The sequence below is a fragment of the Pseudarthrobacter sp. PH31-O2 genome, from assembly GCF_030063265.1.
Taxonomy (GTDB): Bacteria; Actinomycetota; Actinomycetes; order Actinomycetales; family Micrococcaceae; genus Arthrobacter.
In genome coordinates this window covers 195633-215163 of record NZ_JASIST010000001.1, presented here as the reverse complement: position 1 = coordinate 215163, position 19531 = coordinate 195633, and the positions used below count along the sequence as shown (strand labels likewise).

The 19531-nt window shown below is 66.6% G+C and carries 20 protein-coding genes; 5 read left to right on the top strand and 15 right to left on the bottom strand.

Annotation, left to right across the window (positions count from 1 at the left end):
* Window positions 1-47: 47 nt before the first annotated feature.
* The 6 genes from rdgB to clpS form a co-directional block, all read right to left on the bottom strand.
* Complete coding sequence (rdgB, locus tag QMG72_RS00935) at window positions 48-710, bottom strand: RdgB/HAM1 family non-canonical purine NTP pyrophosphatase (RefSeq protein ID WP_226774483.1); 663 nt, start codon at window positions 708-710, stop codon at window positions 48-50.
* Window positions 707-1465: a ribonuclease PH gene (gene rph, locus QMG72_RS00930; protein WP_256446768.1), complete on the bottom strand. Its 759-nt coding sequence runs from the start codon at window positions 1463-1465 to the stop codon at window positions 707-709. Before rph ends, rdgB begins: the two co-directional genes overlap by 4 nt.
* A gap of 67 nt (window positions 1466-1532) precedes the next feature.
* Window positions 1533-2330 (bottom strand): MBL fold metallo-hydrolase, encoded by a 798-nt coding sequence (locus tag QMG72_RS00925; protein ID WP_226774482.1) that lies wholly within the window; start codon window positions 2328-2330, stop codon window positions 1533-1535.
* A complete protein-coding gene (gene murI / locus QMG72_RS00920) occupies window positions 2327-3340 on the bottom strand; it encodes a glutamate racemase (protein ID WP_396021258.1) in 1014 nt (337 codons plus the stop codon). Before murI ends, QMG72_RS00925 begins: the two co-directional genes overlap by 4 nt.
* A gap of 120 nt (window positions 3341-3460) precedes the next feature.
* Window positions 3461-4027, bottom strand: coding sequence for a DUF2017 domain-containing protein (locus QMG72_RS00915; RefSeq protein ID WP_226774480.1), 567 nt, complete (start codon window positions 4025-4027; stop codon window positions 3461-3463).
* Window positions 4020-4391, bottom strand: a complete 372-nt coding sequence (gene clpS / locus QMG72_RS00910) for an ATP-dependent Clp protease adapter ClpS (protein ID WP_226774479.1) — start codon at window positions 4389-4391, stop codon at window positions 4020-4022. Before clpS ends, QMG72_RS00915 begins: the two co-directional genes overlap by 8 nt.
* 101 nt (window positions 4392-4492) lie before the next feature.
* On the opposite strand from clpS, the gene QMG72_RS00905 reads away from it, so the two are divergent.
* The 3 genes from QMG72_RS00905 to QMG72_RS00895 all read left to right on the top strand — a co-directional run bounded on the left by QMG72_RS00905 (window position 4493) and on the right by QMG72_RS00895 (window position 6951).
* Window positions 4493-5821 carry a nicotinate phosphoribosyltransferase gene (locus tag QMG72_RS00905; protein WP_226774478.1) on the top strand — a complete coding sequence of 443 codons (1329 nt, stop codon included), beginning with the start codon at window positions 4493-4495 and terminating at the stop codon, window positions 5819-5821.
* On the top strand, window positions 5821-6495 hold the full coding sequence (locus tag QMG72_RS00900; protein ID WP_226774477.1) for an isochorismatase family protein: 675 nt from the start codon (window positions 5821-5823) through the stop codon (window positions 6493-6495). The genes QMG72_RS00905 and QMG72_RS00900 overlap by 1 nt, the downstream gene beginning before the upstream one ends.
* A gap of 108 nt (window positions 6496-6603) precedes the next feature.
* Entirely contained in the window at window positions 6604-6951 is a 348-nt protein-coding gene (locus QMG72_RS00895; RefSeq protein WP_226774476.1) for a hypothetical protein, read from the top strand.
* Between the two features lie 73 nt (window positions 6952-7024).
* On the opposite strand, the gene QMG72_RS00890 is transcribed toward QMG72_RS00895, so the two are convergent.
* From QMG72_RS00890 to QMG72_RS00860, 7 genes are all read right to left on the bottom strand, one after another.
* Window positions 7025-8812 (bottom strand): DEAD/DEAH box helicase, encoded by a 1788-nt coding sequence (locus QMG72_RS00890; RefSeq protein ID WP_226774475.1) that lies wholly within the window; start codon window positions 8810-8812, stop codon window positions 7025-7027.
* Window positions 8813-9014: 202 nt separating this feature from the next.
* Window positions 9015-9326 (bottom strand): DUF3039 domain-containing protein, encoded by a 312-nt coding sequence (locus QMG72_RS00885; RefSeq protein ID WP_396021259.1) that lies wholly within the window; start codon window positions 9324-9326, stop codon window positions 9015-9017.
* Window positions 9327-9421: 95 nt separating this feature from the next.
* Window positions 9422-10993: a transporter gene (locus QMG72_RS00880; RefSeq protein WP_226774473.1), complete on the bottom strand. Its 1572-nt coding sequence runs from the start codon at window positions 10991-10993 to the stop codon at window positions 9422-9424.
* Window positions 10975-11781: an ABC transporter ATP-binding protein gene (locus QMG72_RS00875; RefSeq protein WP_226774472.1), complete on the bottom strand. Its 807-nt coding sequence runs from the start codon at window positions 11779-11781 to the stop codon at window positions 10975-10977. The genes QMG72_RS00880 and QMG72_RS00875 overlap by 19 nt, the downstream gene beginning before the upstream one ends.
* Before the next feature lie 72 nt (window positions 11782-11853).
* Window positions 11854-12954: an NADH:flavin oxidoreductase/NADH oxidase gene (locus QMG72_RS00870; protein ID WP_226774471.1), complete on the bottom strand. Its 1101-nt coding sequence runs from the start codon at window positions 12952-12954 to the stop codon at window positions 11854-11856.
* Window positions 12954-13943: a tetratricopeptide repeat protein gene (locus tag QMG72_RS00865; protein ID WP_226774470.1), complete on the bottom strand. Its 990-nt coding sequence runs from the start codon at window positions 13941-13943 to the stop codon at window positions 12954-12956. Before QMG72_RS00865 ends, QMG72_RS00870 begins: the two co-directional genes overlap by 1 nt.
* 87 nt (window positions 13944-14030) lie before the next feature.
* On the bottom strand, window positions 14031-15878 hold the full coding sequence (locus QMG72_RS00860) for a hypothetical protein (RefSeq protein WP_226774469.1): 1848 nt from the start codon (window positions 15876-15878) through the stop codon (window positions 14031-14033).
* A gap of 281 nt (window positions 15879-16159) precedes the next feature.
* Here QMG72_RS00860 and QMG72_RS00855 point away from each other — a divergent pair, with 281 nt between their 5' ends.
* Window positions 16160-17371 carry an AI-2E family transporter gene (locus QMG72_RS00855; protein ID WP_226774492.1) on the top strand — a complete coding sequence of 404 codons (1212 nt, stop codon included), beginning with the start codon at window positions 16160-16162 and terminating at the stop codon, window positions 17369-17371.
* 48 nt (window positions 17372-17419) lie between these two features.
* Here QMG72_RS00855 and QMG72_RS00850 read toward each other — a convergent pair whose 3' ends face one another.
* Both QMG72_RS00850 and QMG72_RS00845 read right to left on the bottom strand, forming a co-directional pair.
* Complete coding sequence (locus QMG72_RS00850; RefSeq protein WP_226774468.1) at window positions 17420-18217, bottom strand: alpha/beta hydrolase; 798 nt, start codon at window positions 18215-18217, stop codon at window positions 17420-17422.
* Window positions 18218-18251: 34 nt separating this feature from the next.
* Window positions 18252-18620: an Rv1322 family protein gene (locus QMG72_RS00845; protein ID WP_283479343.1), complete on the bottom strand. Its 369-nt coding sequence runs from the start codon at window positions 18618-18620 to the stop codon at window positions 18252-18254.
* A 59-nt stretch (window positions 18621-18679) separates the two neighbouring features.
* Here QMG72_RS00845 and nucS point away from each other — a divergent pair, with 59 nt between their 5' ends.
* Window positions 18680-19375, top strand: coding sequence for an endonuclease NucS (nucS, locus tag QMG72_RS00840; protein WP_226774466.1), 696 nt, complete (start codon window positions 18680-18682; stop codon window positions 19373-19375).
* Window positions 19376-19531 lie beyond the last annotated feature (156 nt).

The following is a 19531-nucleotide window of genomic DNA, read 5'->3' as shown; positions in this document are numbered from 1 at the left end:
GTGCGGGGCGCCGTCCTCTATTTAAGTGCCGGTTTCCGCGGACCGCACTACCGCCCGGCCAGCGCCTCCACGATGGCCGGGAGCAGTGCCCTGAACGCGTGCCCCCGGTGGCTGATAGCGTTCTTCTCCTGCGAACTCAGTTCCGCACAGCTGCGGTCCAGGCCATGCGGCCGGAGCACCGGGTCGTAGCCGAAGCCGCCGGTTCCGCGGGGTTCACGCAGCAGCGTGCCCTCCAACTGCCCGAACTCCACGACTTCCCGGCCGTCCCCGGGGGCCAGGCCGGGAACGGCCAGTGCCGCCGCACAGACAAAAGCGGCACCGCGGTGTTCGTCGGGAACGTCGGCAAGCTGGCTGAGCAGCAGCCTCAGGTTCGCGGCGTCGTCGCCGTGCCGGCCGGCCCAGCGGGCCGAGAAGATCCCGGGAGCACCGCCGAGGACGTCGACGGCGAGGCCGGAGTCGTCGGCGATTGCCACCAGCCCGGTCGCCTGCGCCACCGCGCGTGCCTTGAGCAGCGAATTTTCCGCAAACGTTACGCCGGTCTCGGCGACGTCAGGGGCACCGACGGCACCCGCATCCACCACCTGGGTGTCGACGTCGAGCCCGGGCACCTGCCCGCGCAGGAGGTCACGCAGTTCCCGGAGCTTGCCCTGGTTATGTGTTGCGAGAACCAGCAACGGTGCGGCGTGATGTCCTTCCGGAGCCGCTGTCACGGGGCCTCCGCCAGGGTGTCACGCTGGATAGCGGCAAGCTGCTCGGTACCCATCAGGGCGAGGTCGAGCAGTTTGTTCAGCTCATCGCGGTCGAACGGGGCACCTTCGGCGGTGCCCTGGACTTCAACGAACTTTCCGGATCCGGTCACCACAACGTTCATGTCGGTCTCGGCTCGGACGTCCTCAACGTAAGGCAGATCCAGCATTGGAACGCCGTCAATGATCCCGACGGATACCGCTGCGATGGTGTCGATCAGCGGCTGGGCAGTGCGGGGGATCATTTTGTTCTCGCGGGCGAAGCGGATGGCCTCCGCCAGGGCCACGTAGGCGCCGGTGATGGCCGCGGTCCGGGTCCCGCCGTCGGCCTGCAGGACGTCACAGTCCAGCACGATCGTGATCTCCCCCAGCGCCTTGGTGTCGATGATGGAGCGCAGCGAGCGGCCGATCAGCCGGGAAATCTCGTGGGTGCGTCCGCCGATCTTGCCCTTGACGGACTCGCGGTCAGAGCGGGTGTTGGTGGCGCGCGGCAGCATGGCGTACTCCGCGGTGACCCAGCCGCGGCCTTCTCCCTTGAGCCAGCGCGGAACACCCTGGGTAAGGGAAGCAGTGCACAGCACCCTGGTGTTGCCGAACTCGATCAGGGCCGATCCCTCGGCCTGTTTGGACCAGCCGCGGGTGATGCTGATCGGTCGCAGCTGGTCGGGGGTTCGGCCATCGGCTCGGATAACGGGGGCAGTTAAGGCTTCGGAAGTCATGGTTCCAGCTTATCGACCTGCACGGGGCCTGCCGGGCACACCCGGCGCCCGCCACGGCGGGTCCCGCTCAGATGGTGTAGTGCACGCCCGCCACAGCAACGGCAACGTGCTGTCCGAAGACCTGCTTGGCTTCCGCCATCACTGTGGTCGGGGACGTCCAGACCGGGATATGGGTCAGCAGCAGCCGCCGGGCACCGGCGGCAACAGCGGCCTCCCCGGCGCGTCGGCCGGTCAGGTGCACGTCCTTAATGGCGTCGTCGCGCCCTTCCTCGAACGCCGCCTCGCACAGGAACAGATCGGCATCCCGGGCCGCGTCCTCGAGCCCGCTGCAGGCGTCGGTGTCACCGGAATAGCTGAGCACACGGGCAACCGGGTTGCCGTCCTTGTCCGGTTCCGTGACCTCGACGCGGAGGGCGTAGCCTTCATCGACCGGGTGGTTGACGGTGTACGGGGTAACGGTGAACGGCCCCATGGTCACCGGCTTGCGCTCGGCCCAGTGGCTAAAATCGAATTCCTCATGCATTCCGGGGTCAAGATCCAGGCCGTAGGCGGTGGCCATCCGGTCGGCGGTGGCGGCGGGCCCCCACACCGGAATCCTGCCGCGTCCCCAGCCGCCTGGCTTCCACCGCACCGCGACGTGCAGTCCGCACAGGTCCATACAGTGGTCCGGGTGCAGGTGGGTGAGGAAAATCCCGTCAATGTCCTCCAGGTCGGTGTACCGCTGGATGGCCCCGAGCGCGCCACTGCCGAGGTCCAAGACGATCTTCCAGCTCCGTTCGCCGTCGTTGGCGGTCAACAGGTAGCACGATGCCGGCGATCCCGGCCCCGGAAAGGAACCGGTACAGCCCACGATGGTCAGCTTCACAGCCCCGGCCCCCCAACGAAATTGGAGATCCGGCGACGGTTCGTGCCGGCCTGCGCCGCGGCAATCATCTCCGGTGTGATCCTGGCCAGGCTTCCTGTGGGGTATTGCGCAGCGACGTGGTCCACGTGGCGGACGCTGAGCACTTCGGGTCCGAGGAAGCGGCGGGCGAGGTGTTCGAACTGTGCGGCGTCCCCGGTCGCAATAAAGCTGTGCACCGGATCCGTGCTGTCGGTCCGTTCCAGTCCGCGGGAGGCCAGGGCCCGGTAGACGTCCTTGGCGGTCTCCTCGGCACTTGAGACGAGGGTGACGTCCTCCCCCATCACGTAGGAAATGACGCCGGTTAGCAGCGGGTAGTGCGTGCAGCCCAGCACAACTGTGTCCACGCCCGCGGTCCTGAGCGGTTCCAGATACTCGCGGGCTACGGCGAGCAGCTCCGGGCCGGTGGTGATTCCGGCTTCGACGTAGGACACAAAGGCCGGGCAGGCCACGGAGGTGATGTGCAGGTCCGGGGCGGCAGCGAAGGTGTCCTCATACGCGCGGGAGCCGATGGTTGCCGAAGTACCGATGACTCCGACGCGGCCGCTGCGGGTGGCGGCCACGGCACGGCGCACGGCCGGCTGGATGACCTCTATGACGGGGATCCCGTAACGGGCTGTGTAGCGTTCGCGGGCATCGCGCAACACCGCAGCCGACGCCGAGTTGCACGCGATGGTCAGCAGCTTCACACCGGAATCGACCAGCTCATCCATTACCCCCAGGGCGTTGGCCCGGACCTCGGCGATGGGAAGCGGCCCGTAGGGGCCGTTGGCGGTGTCGCCGACATAGAGAATGGATTCGTTGGGCAGTTGGTCGATGATGGACCGGGCCACGGTGAGTCCGCCGACGCCGGAATCGAACACCCCGATGGGGCGCGAACCGATCCGGCTGGCGGTCTGGCTGGCGGTGCTGTTGCCTGCTGGGGAGTCCGCAACAGCTGGCGCTGCCGGATCCATGCTCGATGCTGAAGTCATGATTATTCGAGGATAGGGCTTAGCCAAGGTCGCGGCCATCACATTGTGTCGTCCGACTCATGTCTAATTTGTCACACGCGGCGTCGGCACGCGCCGCGTGCCGATGCCCCGCGCCGCTGGTCAGCGGCGCGTCTCCAGCGACTGCAGCATGGCCTGGACCAGGGACTCCTGCAGCCAGGTGGTGAAGTTGTAGACCAGGGCCAGGTAGCTTTCGACGTCCTCGGCCTGGGACCAGTCCTGCATCAGGTGCACGTGCCCGGCGTCCTCGTCGTCGCGGATGTCCAGGCGTTCGGCGAGCACCAGACGGACATCGTTGAGCGCCATGGACCAGTGCCGTGCATCGGCGGGGGCCAGGACCAGTTCCTCCTTGTCCAGTCCCAGGGACGCGGCCTTCAGCGCGCCGATTTTGCTTTCGCGCAGCGACCGTTCGGTATACCGGCGGAACTCCAGCGAGGCGGCGTCGTCGTCCTTCGAAACGTTCGGGAGCAGCCGGCGCAGGGCGCGGTCGGACGGTTCGCGGGCCTCGGTGTCCAGTCCGACAAGGGCAGCAAGGGGGTCCTGGTCGGCACGTTCCCCCGGCTCCAGCATGGACACAACGTCGTCGAAGAGGCTGCGCAGAAGCTCCCGTTCGGCCGGTTCCAGATAGCCGGTGACGCCTTTGACGCCGAATTTAAATGCCTTAGCCACGTTTTCCCTTCCCCTTTCCTGATCCCCCGCCTGATCCGGAGCCGCCGGTGGCCTTTTCCACGGTGGCCCAGAGACCGTAGCCGTGCATCGCGACGGCGTGCTGCTCCACCTGCTCCTTGCTGCCGTGCGCCACGATGGAGCGTCCTTTTTTGTGGACTTCGAGCATCAGTTTGTTCGCTTTGGCCTCCGAATAGCCAAAGTAGCTGCGGAAGACATAGCTCACGTAGCTCATCAGGTTCACCGGATCATTCCAGATCACCAGATTCCACGGGATATCCGGGGCGGTAAGGACGTCCGTGGACGTCACTGTTCCGGTGTGGGTGCTCTCCTGGGTGTCAGGTCCAAGCGCAACGCTAAGGGTCATCTGTCCATTCTATGGGGAGCCGGTGGGTGGGCCCACGCCGGCGAGGGCCCCGCGGCAAAGCGAAGCGAGACGCGGGAGCCGGTGGGGACTAGAGTGAATTCGTGAGTTCATCAGCTGGCTGGGGCCGTCCCCGCACGTCCCTGTACACCGACCATTACGAACTGACCATGCTCCAGGCCGCTTTGCATTCCGGCGCCGCCCACCGCAGGTCAGTGTTCGAGGCCTTTGCCCGGCGGCTGCCGGACGGACGCCGCTACGGCATCGTGGGCGGCACCGGCAGGCTGTTGGAGGGCATCGCCGACTTCCGCTTCGGCGGCGCCGAGATCGACTTCCTGCGCCGGACGAAGGTGGTCAACGAGGAGACGCTGGACTACCTGGCGGGATTTTCGTTCTCGGGTGATATCTGGGGCTACGCGGAGGGTGACGCCTACTTCCCCAACTCCCCCATCCTGATTGTGGAATCCACGTTCGCCGAAGCCTGCATCCTGGAGACCTACATCCTCTCGATCCTCAACCACGACAGCGCGATCGCTTCGGCGGCCTCGCGGATGATCACCGCGGCCGGCGGCCGGCCCTGCGTGGAGATGGGCTCGCGCCGGACCCAGGAGGAATCCGCGGTTGCCGCCGCCCGCGCCGCGATTATCGCCGGCTTCGACAGCACCTCCAACCTGGCCGCGGGCCTGCGCTACGGGCTCAAGACCGTCGGCACCGCCGCGCATTCCTTCACCCTCCTGCACGACACCGAACGCGAGGCCTTTGAGGCGCAGATCGCCTCCATGGGCAAAGGCACTGCGCTCCTGGTGGACACCTACGATGTCGAGGCGGCCGTTCGCACCGCCGTCGAACTGGCCGGCGACGAACTCGGGGCGGTGCGTCTGGACTCCGGCGACCTCGTGGCGCAGGCCCAATGGGTGCGGCAGTTCCTGGACGATCTGGGCAATGAGCGGACCCGCATCATAGTCACCTCCGACCTGGACGAGTTCGCCATCGCTGCCCTGCAGTCCGCCCCGGTGGACTCCTATGGGGTCGGTACCTCACTCGTGACCGGGTCCGGTGCCCCGACAGCCAGCATGGTTTACAAGCTGGTGAGCCGCACGGACGACACCGGCAGCTTCGTCGCCGTCGCGAAGGCGGCAAAAAACAAAACCAGCAAGGGCGGGCGCAAGTACGCCCTGCGCAAGCTCAACGAGCGCGGCACCGCCACGCAGGAAATTATCGGGGTCGGCCACCGCCCGGACGACGACGGCAATGACCGGCCCCTGCTCCAACAGTTCATCAAAAACGGCGAACTTATGCCTGGCTGGACCGGCCCGGAAGGTGTGCTCCGTGCCCGCCAGCGCCACGCGGACACCATGAAGGAGCTTCCCGCTGTCGTCAACCGGCTGCAACGCGGCGAAGCGGCCATCCCGACCATTTACGAGGAGAACTGATGTCCCGCGCCCTGATCATCGTCGACGTCCAGAACGATTTTTGCGAAGGAGGCTCCCTTGCCGTTACCGGCGGGGCGGAGCTCGCCGGTGCCATCAGCGAATACGTTGACGCCCACCACGGACAGTTTGACCACATCCTGGCAACCCAGGACTGGCATGTGGACCCGGGTGAGCACTTCTCCGATGACCCGGACTTCGTTGACAGCTGGCCGAGGCACTGCGTGGCCGGAACCCGCGGTGCCGAACTGCATCCGGACCTGGATCCGGAATACATCCAGGCCTATTTCCGCAAGGGCCAGTTCACCGCCGCCTACTCGGGGTTCGAAGGACTCCTGGCCCCGGACGATGCCGTGCCCACCGGAGACCGGAAGCCCGGAGCCATGCCCCTTTCGGGGGACGCTGCCGGTGGTGCCGACGGCGCCGGGTCCTTTTCAGGCAGCGATTCCACCCCCGGCGAGGACGCGATCGGGCTGGACGACTGGCTGCAAAGCCACGACGTCGAAGATCTTGTTGTCGTCGGAATCGCCACCGACCATTGCGTTAAGGCGACTGCACTTGACGGCGTCCAGGCCGGATACTCAGTGACGGTCCTGCGGGGCCTGACCGTGGGCATTGCCGAGGATCTTGAGGACTCGTTCGCGGAAATGGAACTCGGCGGCGTGGACATCGCCTGAACCCTTGCGTCCCACCGGCCGGAGCGCTGACAGAAAATCCCATGCCCTCGAAGTAGACTCGAAATCCCTGCCAATATCGCCTGACCCGTAAAAAATCCGGAGTAGAACATGAAAAAGACCCTGACCGTCCTGATCGCTGCCGGTGCACTGCTCGGCGCTGCCGGCTGCTCGGCACCCCAAGACACCACCCAGGAGTCCTGCGCCCGGGTCCAGTCCGTCGGCGCCGGACCAACCTCCGCCGAGGACAAGGCAGGGATGATCCGCCTGGCCAACCGGCTCCGGCCCATCGAGGCCACCGCGGGCGGGGAGATCAAGGCTCCGCTGCAATCCATCGTCGAATACCTGGACGAGACAGCGAAGGAAAACCCGGATTCCGCCAAACTGCAGGACATGCAGGCCGGCTACACGGCTGCGGGTCAGACGCTCGGCGGGCTCTGCGCCGGCGGCGGCCAGTAGCGGCAGGACTGCGGCCGCCCAGGGCCACCAAAAAAGGACCGGGTCGCCCGGTCCTTTTTTATGCCGTCAGCGGCTACTTCCGGCCGACAAACCAGTCCTGGAGTTTCCGCAACCGGGTCTGCAGTTGCTCCTCGTTTGCCTGCGCCACGGCCGGGCCCCCGCACACCGTCCGGAGCTTGGTGTGGACGACGCCGTGCGGGGTGCCCGTGCGCGCGGACCAGGCCGCGACGTTCTTGGCCAGCTCGGTGCGCAGGTCCATCAGCATGCGGTGGTCCGGCATGGCGGGCACCGGTGCTGCGGACGCCGCACCCTGCGCAGACCGTGAGTTTTTGCGGTTGAGCTGATCGTGCTGGCGCTGGCGCAGCAGCGTGCCGACCTGCTCGGCGTCGAGCAGGCCCGGAATCCCCAGGAAGTCCAGTTCGTCCTCCGAGCCCACCTCGCCGCCGGTGCCGAACTCGCCGCCGTCGAACAGTACGCGGTCAAACGAGGCCTGCGAATCCAGCGCCTCAAACTTGCCCTTGGTCAACGAATCGGAGGCTTTCTCCTCGCGGTTCGCCTCGTCCATCAGCGAGTCCTCCGGGTTGAAGAGGCCGTCGCCGTCCTCCTTCTCCGGACGGTCCAGGGCGTGGTCCCGCTCCGCCTCCATGGAGTTCGCCAGTGCCATCAGTTGCGGCACGGAAGGCAGGAAGACCGACGCCGTCTCGCCGCGTTTCCGGGCGCGGACAAAACGTCCAACGGCCTGGGCGAAGAAGAGCGGGGTGGCGGTGGATGTGGCATAGACACCGACGGAGAGCCGCGGGACGTCCACACCTTCGGAGACCATCCGCACGGCCACCATCCAGCGCTTCTCGCTCGCCGTGAACTCCTCGATCTTGCTGGAGGCCTTGGTGTCGTCGGAGAGGATGACCGTGGGCGATTCGCCGGTGATCCTCTTCAGCTGCCCGGCGTAGGCGCGCGCGTCGTCGTGGTCGGTCGCGATTACCAGCCCGCCGGCGTCGGGAACGGTGCGGCGTACCTCACTGAGGCGTTTGTCCGCCCCGGCCAGCACCGCCGGAATCCATTCACCTGTTGGGTTCAGTGCCGTCCGCCAGGCCTGGGAGGTAACGTCCTTGGTGACTGCCGATTCGCCGAGGGAAGCCGCCATTTCCTCGCCGCCGCTTGTGCGCCAGCGCATCTGCCCGGAGTAGGCCATAAACATCACGGGACGGACCACGTGGTCCCGGAGCGCCTTGCCGTAGCCGTAGGTGTAGTCGGCTTTGGAGCGGCGGATCCCGTCGCGGTCCTCGGCGTATTCCACAAAGGGGATCGGCGAGGTGTCTGACCGGAACGGCGTACCCGTCAGGGAGAGCCGGCGTGCCGCGGGCTCGAAGGCTTCGCGGAGCCCGTCCCCCCACGACAACGCCTCGCCGCCGTGGTGGATTTCGTCCAGGATCACCAGCGTGCGTGCGGCCTCGGTCTTGGCGCGGTGCAGCATCGGCTTGCTCGCCACCTGGGCGTAGGTGACGGCCACGCCGATGAAGCCCCGGCCGTGCTGGCCGTCGGCGTTCTTAAAGTTCGGATCAATGGCGATGCCCACCTTGGCGGCGGCGTCCGCCCACTGCCGCTTCAAGTGGTCCGTGGGCGCAACGATCGTGACTCGGTTGACGATATTGGCCTCGATCAGCATGGATGCCACCCGCAGCGCGAAGGTCGTTTTGCCGGCGCCGGGCGTAGCAACCGCAAGGAAGTCCCTGGGTTGAGAGGTGAAGTAGCTGTCGAGGGCTTCCTGCTGCCAGGCGCGGAGCTTCGGCGCGGTTCCCCAGGCTGCCCGCTCAGGATACGCGGGGGGCAGCACTGGTCCGCCAAAGAGTGTCTCTGTCACCTGGGACCCGCCATTTCGCGCACTGCTGCCGCTGCCGGAAAAACCCAATAAAACACAAAAACACCAATCTTTTCGGATGAACCGTCAGTACTTACCGGCCAGCGGGGACCGGGCAGCATTCGCCGGACGGACAGGACCCCGACGCGCGGCCGGACTCCCGGACGCGGTACATGCTGCCGCGGTCCCGCGCTGCCCGGCCGGACTACTTGCCGCCGTCGCCCTTGCCGCCGCCGTCGCCGCCGGGACGGAGGCCTTCGTAGACCTCTTTGCATTCGGGGCAGACGGGGAACTTCTTCGGATCGCGGCCCGGTGTCCACACTTTGCCGCACAAGGCGATCACGGGGTCGCCGGACAGCGCGGACTCCATGATTTTTTCCTTGCGCACGTAGTGCGAAAATCGTTCCCGGTCCCCGGGCTCAACGTCCTGGCGCAGTTCCTCGCGCTCGATCGTGGCCGTCGACGTCCCGGTTCCGGAGAGCTCGCGCATCGGGTCGTTTTCGAGAGGATCGGTCATGCTGTTCATAACATCCATCTTAGCCGCTGGATGTGACGGCAGTGCGACGGGACGGCATCGGCACCGCTGTTCGGGTCCCGGCTGCGGCTCCCGCCTCACCGGTTGACGGCGAGCTGGGCCAGCAGTTCAGGCCCCCGCGCGTCGAGCCATTTGCCACCGAGCCGCACTCCTGCGGCGAACAACGCCGCGCCCAGGACCGGGCCCAGGACCAGGTTGATCCAGCCGGGAACTGTGCTGCCGGTGACTAATTGCGCCGCTACCAGGGCGACTTCGGGGAGCATCAGCACCAGGAGCACCCCCATGCCGCCGAACTGCACGGCCATCGCCTGCGCCATATTGCCCGGCGGCTTCTTGAACGGGCTGTCGCCGGGGAGCGGCACCGCGACGGTGTAGCGTGCCGACACCACCGAGGACAGGCCCAGCCCGCTGAACAGCACCCCGAGGGAGAGCCCGAGCACGCCGGGCAGCAGCGTCCAGTCGGCGCCGAAGAGGAAGGGCAGGGCGCTGAGCGCCAGCACCGTCGGCAGGGCGAAGACCAGGCATGCCAGGGCGCGGCCAAGCCGGTCGTGGCTCCCCCTGACTCCGGTCGAAAGGTGCAGGGCAAAGGCGGTGCTGTCATAGGAGACATCCGTTGAGATGGACCAGGCGAGCAAGAACGCAATCAGTGGGCCGATAAAGAGCAGCAGTCCGTAGGCCCCGGTCTGGGTCGCCTGGAACAGCAGCAGCACCGGCAGCAGCGGCACGACCACGAGAGTGCCGGCGTACCTTGGGTCGCGGAGCCAATAGCTCAGGCACCGCGCCGCGATTGCTCCCGTCGGGGTACCCGGGAACAGGGCGAAGAAGCCCAGCCCTGCGGCGCGCTGCTTGGCGGTGCCGGCATACGGGGGCGTCACGAGGGCCCGCTGCAGCAGGAGTTTCCAGCACAGCGCCAGTCCCGCGAGTGTGGTCAGCGCGATCAGGAACTTCAGCGCCGCGGCACCATAGCTCCCCGCGGCGAGTTCGCCGCCAAGGGACCACGCCGCACCTGCCGGGGTCCATGAGAGCGTTCCGGCGAGTCCGGTCAGGAATTGCCCGGAACCGGCGATGCCCCCGGCGACACTGGCCACAATCGGGCCCATCAGGACCAGCGGGATCAGGAAGACGACGGCGCTGGCGTCCTTGAACCGGCGGGAACCTGCCAGCCCGGCCGTGGCCGTGGTGGCCACCTTGGAGAGCACAATGCAGCTGAGTACGCCAAGCACCGCACCGATGAGGGCGCCCACCGCGCCGGGGAGGCTCCGGGACCAGGTCCCGACGGTGCCAAGCGCCAACAGTGTGGTCGCAATTCCCGGGATTCCGATCAGCCCGCCCAGGGCAAGCCCGGTCAGCAACGCCGGCATCGGCACGGCGAAGGTGGTGAATCGTGCCGGGTCCAGGGTCATGTCGGCGGCTGAGACGGCAACCGGGATGAGCGCCCAGCCCAGCAGCGCCGCGGAGCCGCCCAGCACAACAACAGTCTGCGCCAGGGGCACGTCCTCGCCGCGGAGCAGCAGCAGGGCAGTGACGCCCAAGGCCACCAGCCCCAGCGCATACAGGGCACCGATGCCAAGGCCCACCAGCTGCCAGGGACTGCGCCGGACGCTGTTGCGCAGCAGGGTCAGCTTGAGCCTTAGAAGGTGCGCAACCATTCCAGCCCCTCCGTGTGGTTGCGGCCGCCGACCAGTTGGACGAATCGGTCCTCGAGGGATCCGCCGCCGCGGACCGCGTCCACCGTCCCGGCCGCAAGGACCCGCCCGGCGGCGACAACGGCCACGTGGTCACACATCCGCTGGACCAGGTCCATCACGTGGCTGGAGATAATCACCGTGCCCCCGGACGCCACATACCGGTCCAGGATGTCGCGGATGTTGGCGGCCGACACCGGATCCACCGACTCAAACGGCTCGTCGAGGACCAGCAGCCGGGGCGCGTGGATCAGCGCGGAGGCGAGGGCGATCTTTTTGGTCATCCCGGCGGAGTAGTCAACCACCAGCGTTCCCGCGTCGGCCCCCAGATCCAGGGCAGCCAACAGTTCCTTGACCCGTGCGGACACCACATCCTTGGCCATGCCGCGCAGCAGCCCGGCATAGCTCACCAGCTGTTCGCCGGTCAGCCGGTCAAAGAGCCGGACACCGTCAGGGAGGATTCCCATGAGTTTTTTGGCCGTCAGCGGCCGTTGCCAGACATCCACTCCGTGCACCAGCGCCGTGCCGAAGTCCGGCCGCAGCAGCCCGGTAGCCATCGACAGCGTGGTGGTCTTACCGGCTCCGTTCGGGCCGACGATACCGTAAAAGGAGCCTGCCGGAATATCCAGGCTGATACCGTCGACGGCGATTTTATCGCCAAAGCGCTTGGCGAGCCCGCGCAGCGACAGCGCCGGAACCTCCTGCCCCGGCTGGTGTCCAGTGCCGTGCGGATGTGGTTCGGGAAGACTCATAACGCTAGGCTAGCTGCCCCGGTACCCGGAAGGGATCCTCCGAGAGGCGTAATCTTGGCCGCCAGCGGGTCCCTAGAAGGAATGACGGGGAATGGCACGTTCGTATTGCGGGGGCCACGCCAGGTTATCGCCAAGTTCGAACGCGGCCCGCAACCACCAGTGCGGATCACGCAATGCTGCCCGGGCGATGAACACGCCGTCAGCCTGTCCGGTCGCCACGGCATGTTCGGCTTGGCCGGCGGAGGTCAGCAGGCCAACGGTGCCGGTCCGGACTCCCGTTTCGCGCCGGATGCGCGCGGCGAAACCGGTCTGGTAGCCGGGCCCTGCCTTGATCTGCTGGTGTGCCACGGCGCCGCCGCTGGAAACATCCACGAGATCCACACCATGCTCCGCGGCTGCCTTGGCCAGACGGACCGAATCCGCAACGTCGATGCCGCCTTCGGCCCAATCGGAGGCAGAGATCCGGAGCAGTAGGGGCATGGAGTCGGGAATGACCGCGCGGACGGCATCTATCACCGCGAGGGTCAGCCGGTTTCGCCCAGCCTCGTCGCCGCCCCAGCGATCGGTGCGGTCGTTGATGAGCGGACTCTGGAACTGGTGCAGCAGATAACCGTGGGCGCCGTGTATTTCGATGGTGTCGAAGCCGGCTCCGACGGCCCGGACGGCGGCCGCGGCGAAGTCCGCGATGACGGCGTCGATCTCGGTCTCAGTCATCGCCGAAGGTGACTCGTAGCCATCAAAAGCCCCGGTGCCCGGTCCCACGGTGGGCCAGCCGCCGTCGTCCGCCGGGACCGTTCCCGTGTGGCCGGAGAACGGCCAGTAGGAGGATGCCTTGCGGCCGGCATGCGCAAGCTGGGTGCCGATTTTCGCCTCCGCGGTGCCGTGCCGGTGCACAAAGGAGGTGATCCGTTCCCAGGCCGCTGCCTGGTCGTCGTTGTAGAGGCCGGCGTCACGCGGGCTGATCCGGCCGGCGGCATTCACGGCCGCCGCTTCGGTGAGGATCAGGGCTGCCCCGCCGGTGGCGAACGCGCCCAGATGCATCAGGTGCCAGTCGTTGGGGACACCTTCCCCGGTTTCCGGCTCGCAGCTGTACTGGCACATCGGAGATACCCAGCCGCGGTGTTGCAGGGTCACGGAGCGGAGTTCCAGCGGAGTGAAAAGCGCCGACGCCATCAGAAAAGCACCCGAGCGAGGTTTTGGCGCGCCTTCGCCACGCGGTCGTCGGCCGGACCCACAACATCGAACAGTTCCAGCAGCCTGATCCGTGCAGTTTCCCGCTCCGGGCCGAAATTCCTGCCGATGAACGCCACGATCCTACCGAGGCCGTCCTCGATATGACCGCCTGCGACGTCCAGGTCCGCCACCTCAAGTTGGGCCTCGAGGTTATCCGGCCCGGCGGCGGCTTTCTGGCGCAGCGCCTCGGTGTCCGCGGACGAAAGCACCTGGAGCCGGTCCATCAGTCCCACCTGTGCCAGTCCGGTCTTGGCTTCGGAGTCTGCCGGCATCTCCAGCAGTGCCTGGCGGTACGCTTCGGCGGCCGCAGCGAAGTCCCCGGCTTCGATCGCGTCGAACGCCTTCTGGTGCAGCGGAGGCAGCGGCGCAGCTTCGGGTTCGGCAGCTCCTGCTCCCCCAGCGCCGACGCGTCCGGCCACGCCGTTGGCACCGGCGACCTTAAGCAGCTCATCCAGCAGGCTGCGGACCTGTGGTTCCTCTGCACCGCCTTGGAAAAGGGGCACCGGCTGGCCCTTGACCAGCGCCACGGCGGTCGGCACTGCCTGCACCTGGAACGCCTGGGCGAGCTGCGGGAATGCTTCGACGTCCGCGGCGCCGAGCACCAGCTGGCCCTCGTAGCTGTCCACGATCCGTTCCAGCGTGTCCACAACGTCAGCGGAACCGGGCGAATAGGAAGCCCAGAGTGCAACGACGACCGGGACCTGGGCCGAAAGCTCAACGAGTTCCTGGAAGTTTGCTTCGGTGATGTCCACCCGGAGCGGACGGGCCGGGGGCTCCGCCTCGCCGCCGGCGGCGGCCCCGGGCAACTGTGGTGATCCGGCGGCAGGCGGCGCGGGACGCTGTTTCAGTGCGGAAAGGTCGACGGCGCCCCGCAGGCTGAGCGGGTTGGCGGCAGCTGGCGGGACCGGGCGGGAAACTGGCGAAGTCATGGTTCCACTCTAGCCACATTGGCCCCGGACGGTGCGACGCGGGTCGCACCGTCCGGGCGAAAGGACCCGGCCCCGGCCAGGCACGGACTACTTGAAGGAGGCTCCCACAAGTCCACGGGTGGCGGCCACGAGTTTCATCGGGTCCTGGGATCCTGCCGGCGGAATGAAAACAGCCACAGACTCGGCAAAGTTCAACACCATTCCGGTGCTGGTCTCTTTGCCGCCCGCCAACGCCGCTGCGTCATCTCCGATTGTCAGTTTGTCCCCGGCGGCCTTGGGTGTGCCATCAAAAGCGAAGTTCAGCCGTCCCAGCGCCAAGGCACCGCCGTCGGCAGTCCGGAACACCACAACGCTTTCGGGCACCACTTTGTGGGTGAAAGCGAAAGTGCCGTTAACGCCGGAGTTCACTACGTCGCCCTGATATGCCAGCGTGTCAGCAATGTAGGGCGAGGAAGCACCCTCGGTGAGTTTGTCCTTGAACGAAGAATCGGCGGAGTTCAGCCGGTCGCCCAGCCCTGCCAGGGCTTCCTCACCGCTGTACAGCAGACCAGATTTATCCGTGGGCGCAAGCGTCTCGGTGCCCCCGCGGGCAATTCCCGGGAATGTCGTTCCCGGTTGCAGCGGCGTGCTTAGGACCAGCTTGTAGTTCTCCCGCGGAGAGGCCTGGGTCAGGGTGAGCAACTGCGGCACAACATTGCCCTCGCCCTGGGTAACGGCCATCACAGAGCGCGGCCAGGCGCGCTGCTCGGTGACGACAGTGGTCAGGAGCTTGGTCGCACGGACCGGCATCCGGGCCTCGTACGAACCAACCTGGGACCGGATCTTGTAGTTCTGGGTGCGCACCTCGAGCTCGGGTCCGGCCACCCGCGCCGCCAGCTGGCTGGCGTCCCGGGCTGCGTCTCCTGCGTCGACGGCACTGGAGACCTGTTCAAGGATGCGGCGGAACTGCACATCGAGCAGGACCGGCAGACCCGAAGCCTGCCCGCCGGCGGCCGAAGTGCTCGGCGACGGGGACGGCGTCTGGCTAGCCTGGGCGGCCGTGCCGCTGCCTGCGACAGCGGTGGCGGTCAGCAGCGCGACGGCGGCTGCGCTGCGCCTGAGCCGCTGCGCCACCGGGACCGGCCGGGCGGTGAACTGCTCGGCGCCGCCCTTCGGATCGGTGCGCTCCGGATCACCCGCGGACGGACCGATCACGGGGACGCCCCCGGTGGCACCGGCGGATTCCGCTGCATCTTTGCGTGCATTGGCTTTGCGTGCCGCGGCTTTGGCCATGGCGCCGCGGGGGCCCGTGCTGTCGCCGGCACCGTCGCTGCCGGTGCGCCCGCCGGTCCTGGGCCTGAGTGCCAGCAGCGCGGCGCCGGCCAGAATAAGCAGTCCCCCGAGAACCATAAAGGGAACGGCCCAGGGGGTGGACGTGTCATTCGGGAAGGTGATGGTGATCGAACCGGGGGCCGGTTTGGTGCCATCGGCCGCCAGCAGCAAGGACCAGTCACCGTCCGCCGGCGGGGTCCAGTTGTACTTCAGCTCGCCGCTGGCGTTTTCGGTGCTGGCCCACAGGTCCGAGCCAGCCGGCGACGGCGCGGTGGATTCTCCGTCGGCATGCGTCAACTGCAGGTCCTTGCCGTCCTCCGAAACGCCGGAGACGGTGTTGTGGGCAGTCTTGCCCACCCAGGCCGCGACATCGTCGGGCCGGCCGGCCGCGAGGATGAAGCTGCCTTCGCCCTTGACGTTAATAGTCACCGTGCCCGCGTGCAGGGTGCGAAGCTTTTCGTCAAAGACCGTCAGCGGCGCGGCGGTGGCACCGGCGGGTGCTGTGGCGGTCACGGTCTCGGCCGGAGCCCAGAAGGTCTTCTGCCCGATGCCGGCCAGTAGTGTCAGGAGGCCCAGCAGCACTAGTGCAACTGCAGTCTTGAAACGCAAAATATTACCCATCATCAGCGGACGCTTTGCCTCAATAGTAACCGTTTTGTTACCACGGAGTCAGATCGGACTGTTTGTCAACCCCCGGGGAGGCGCCGGCAGCGGCCGCCAGCGCACGCTTAACAAGCCTGCTGATAGTGTTTGCGGTGATCATCACACGGGGCCGGCACCGCCTCTCCGCCGGGAAAATACAGACAATAAAGGGCTTCAACGCAGTGACTGGACACACGGACTCGTCCCCCTCAGGACCGGAAGAAAAACAGGAATCCGGCAGCACGGCGGGGCCCGCGCACGAACTGGTTTCCCCCCGCCGCAGCGCCCTCGCTGGGGTGCTGAATTCCTTGGCCCACCGCCTGCGCCAGCCCATTCCGGGAGCACAACCGCGGCTTCGTTTCGAGATGCCCCCGGAGCAGGACCAGATCCTGGCCGAGACAGAGGCGAGCACACGCTTCGGCGATCCCGGGCCGCGAATGTCCTCCCAGCACCCCCTGTACGTCGGCTTCCTGGGGACTGTCGGCGTCGGCATGGCACTGCTTGTGTACTGGATCGGTTCCAACACAACACAGCTGCTCCTGTGGATCGTGGCGGCGCTTTTTATCGCCTTGGGACTGGATCCGGTGGTGCGCTGGCTTGAGACGAAAAGGGTCCCCCGCGCCGCCGGGATCGTGATCGCCGTGGCCAGCCTGGCCCTTGCCATTGCGGGTTTTTTTGCCACGCTCATCCCGACCATCGTCCAGCAGGTCACCCAAATCGTCGAGGAAGCACCGCGCTGGGTCACGGACTTCATTAACTCCGACTTCTTCCGCAGCATCGACAACCAGTACGGGGTGCGGGAACGCATCACCCAGGAGCTGGAGAAGTTCGTCAACAACCCGGAGGCGATGGGTGGAATCTTTGGCGGCGTCGTCGGATTCGGCACCACTGTGGCAAACGGCCTCTTCGGGACGCTGATCGTCCTGGTACTCAGCCTCTACTTCCTCGCTGCCCTGCCGGCGATGAAAAAATGGGGCTATCGCCTGGCTCCACGGTCCCGCCGGGCCAGGGTGGAAGCCCTGTCTGAGGAAATCACCGGATCGGTGGGCAACTATGTGATCGGGCAGGCGGTCGTCGCCCTCCTGAACGCCGCCTACTCATTCATCGTGATGTCCATCGTTGGCGTCCCTTTCGCCGTGCTGCTGGCCTTTGTGGTGGCGCTGCTGGCGTTCATTCCCCTGGTCGGAGGCTTGATTGCCGGGGTGATCGTCACGCTGATTGCGCTCACCGCGGGCTGGCAGACTGCAGTGGTCTACGCCATCTGCTACTTCGCCTACCTGCAGTTCGAGGCCTACTTTATCTCCCCGCGTATTATGCAAAAGGCCGTGGCAGTGCCCGGTGCCGTGGCAGTCATCTCGGTGATCGCCGGCGGCAGCCTCCTCGGTGTGCTCGGTGCACTGATAGCGATCCCCACCGCCGCGGCCATCATGCTCCTGGTCAAGGAAATTTTTATCGTCCGTCAGGACAAGCACTAACCCAAGGGTGCGCGACCATCAACCTGCCCGGCGGGCTCCGGTGTGCACTTAGGCGTGCGCCGTGGCCAACGGGCCGTCCCATTCCTCCGGCAGCCGGGTGGCAGTTGCCCCCGGCAACACCTCGTCGACAATCTCGTTAAGCACCCGGCCGGCGTATTTTTCCCCCACCCACAGGTGCTTGGCACCGTCCACGCCGATAACGCGGGCCTGCGGCACCACTGCGAAACGCTCCGCGGCCTCGACCGGCTGGAGATAGTCGTCAAGTGCGGGGACCAGCACCTTAAGCGGTTTGCCGGCTGCCGCCCATTCCTTCAGGTGAACCTCCGTGGCCCGGTGCAGGGGCGGCGAGAGCAGGATGGCGCCGGCCACCCCGGAGGCCACCGGTTCGGATGCCCCGTACATCAGCGCGAGCTCCGTACCAAAGGACCAGCCCACGAGCCAGCGGTTCGGCAGGCCACGGTCCACGGCGAACTTCACGGCGGCTTCGACGTCCAGGCGTTCGCCGATGCCCTCCTCAAATTGGCCCTCGCTGGTTCCCCTCGGCGAGCCGGTGCCGCGGGTGTTGAACCGGAGCACTGCAATTCCGGCCAGGGCTGGAAGGCGGTAGGAGGCTTTCCGGTAGATGTGCGAGTCCATAAACCCGCCGTGCGTCGGCAACGGATGCAGGGTGATCAGGGTGGCCTTCACCGCACCGGACTCGGGGAGCGCGAGTTCGCCGACGAGCCGGTGTCCGTCGCCGGTGATGAGCTCCACGTTCTCCCGGTGGGCGGGAAGCACTGTGGAGGCACGGATCGCTGTCGGTTCGGAAGGCTGGCTGAAGACGTACGACGCCGGGTCAAAACTCATGCGTCCAGCTTAGCGACACCAACCGGGGGCCGCGTCAGCGGTAGCGGTAGCTGCGTGAGGTCCAGCAGTTGGTGTGCCAGTGCCGCCGCTCTGCGAGTCCCGCGGCCGCCCCGAAGAGGTGGTCCTCGGACCACACCACGAGGTGTGCCACACCGGGCAGCACCGCCGTGGAGCAGCCTGGACAATTGTAGGTCTTCTCGGCGCGGCCGGCGGTGATGGACCGGACCGACCACTCTCCGTCGGGTGCACTCTCCCGGCGCGCGACGCCGGTGCGCGCACGCTCCAGGTCCAGTTCCGGCACGGGACCGCCCTTCACACCGGGCTTGGTTGCTTTGCCGGTCCCTGCCTTGCCTGATCCGGATCGCCCGGAGACGGGCCGGCGGGGACGGTTGGAACGGGGCATGGTTCCATTCTGCCCCAGTCCGGGTGCCCCCTGTCGCCGCAGGCGGTAGTGTTGACCGGGTGCGTTTAGTCATAGCCCGTTGCTCCGTAGATTATGTCGGCCGGCTCAAAGCCCATCTCCCGCTGGCGACCCGGCTCCTGCTGGTCAAGGCCGACGGTTCCGTCCTGGTCCATTCCGATGGCGGGTCCTACAAGCCTTTGAACTGGATGAGTCCGCCGGCGTCGCTGCGGGTCTCCACCCCGGACGAAGTCGACGTCGAAATTGGTGTGATCGAACAATGGACCGTCCAGTCAGCCAAAACGGATGACCGGCTGATCATCAACATCCATGAGCAGCTGCACAACACCTCCCACGAGCTCGGACAGGATCCCGGCTTGATCAAGGACGGTGTCGAGGCTGACCTGCAGCGGCTTCTGGCTGACCAGATTGAACTCCTGGGCACCGGATTTACCCTTATCCGCCGCGAGTACTATACGGCTATCGGACCGGTGGACATCCTGGCCCGGGACGCCGGTGGCGCCACAGTGGCCATTGAGCTCAAGCGCCGCGGCGACATCGACGGCGTCGAGCAGCTGACCCGCTACCTCGAACTGCTCAACCGCGACCCGCTGCTGGCTCCGGTCCGCGGGATCTTTGCGGCCCAGCAGATCAAGCCGCAGGCCAAGGTGCTGGCGGCCGACCGCGGCATCGACTGTGTCACCCTCGACTACGATGCCATGCGCGGCGTCGACGACGTCGAATCCCGGCTTTTCTAAGCGGCCGGAATTCGGCGCTGGCTGCGTTCATCGATTCTTTGTACAAAATTTATGCCAATTGTGGGCCTCGCCCGTTGACCTGACGCAGCTCACATGAAATTCTTATGGGAGTCTTTGTGTAGGTATTTTTATGCTCGCAAGACATGTTGCGAGCGT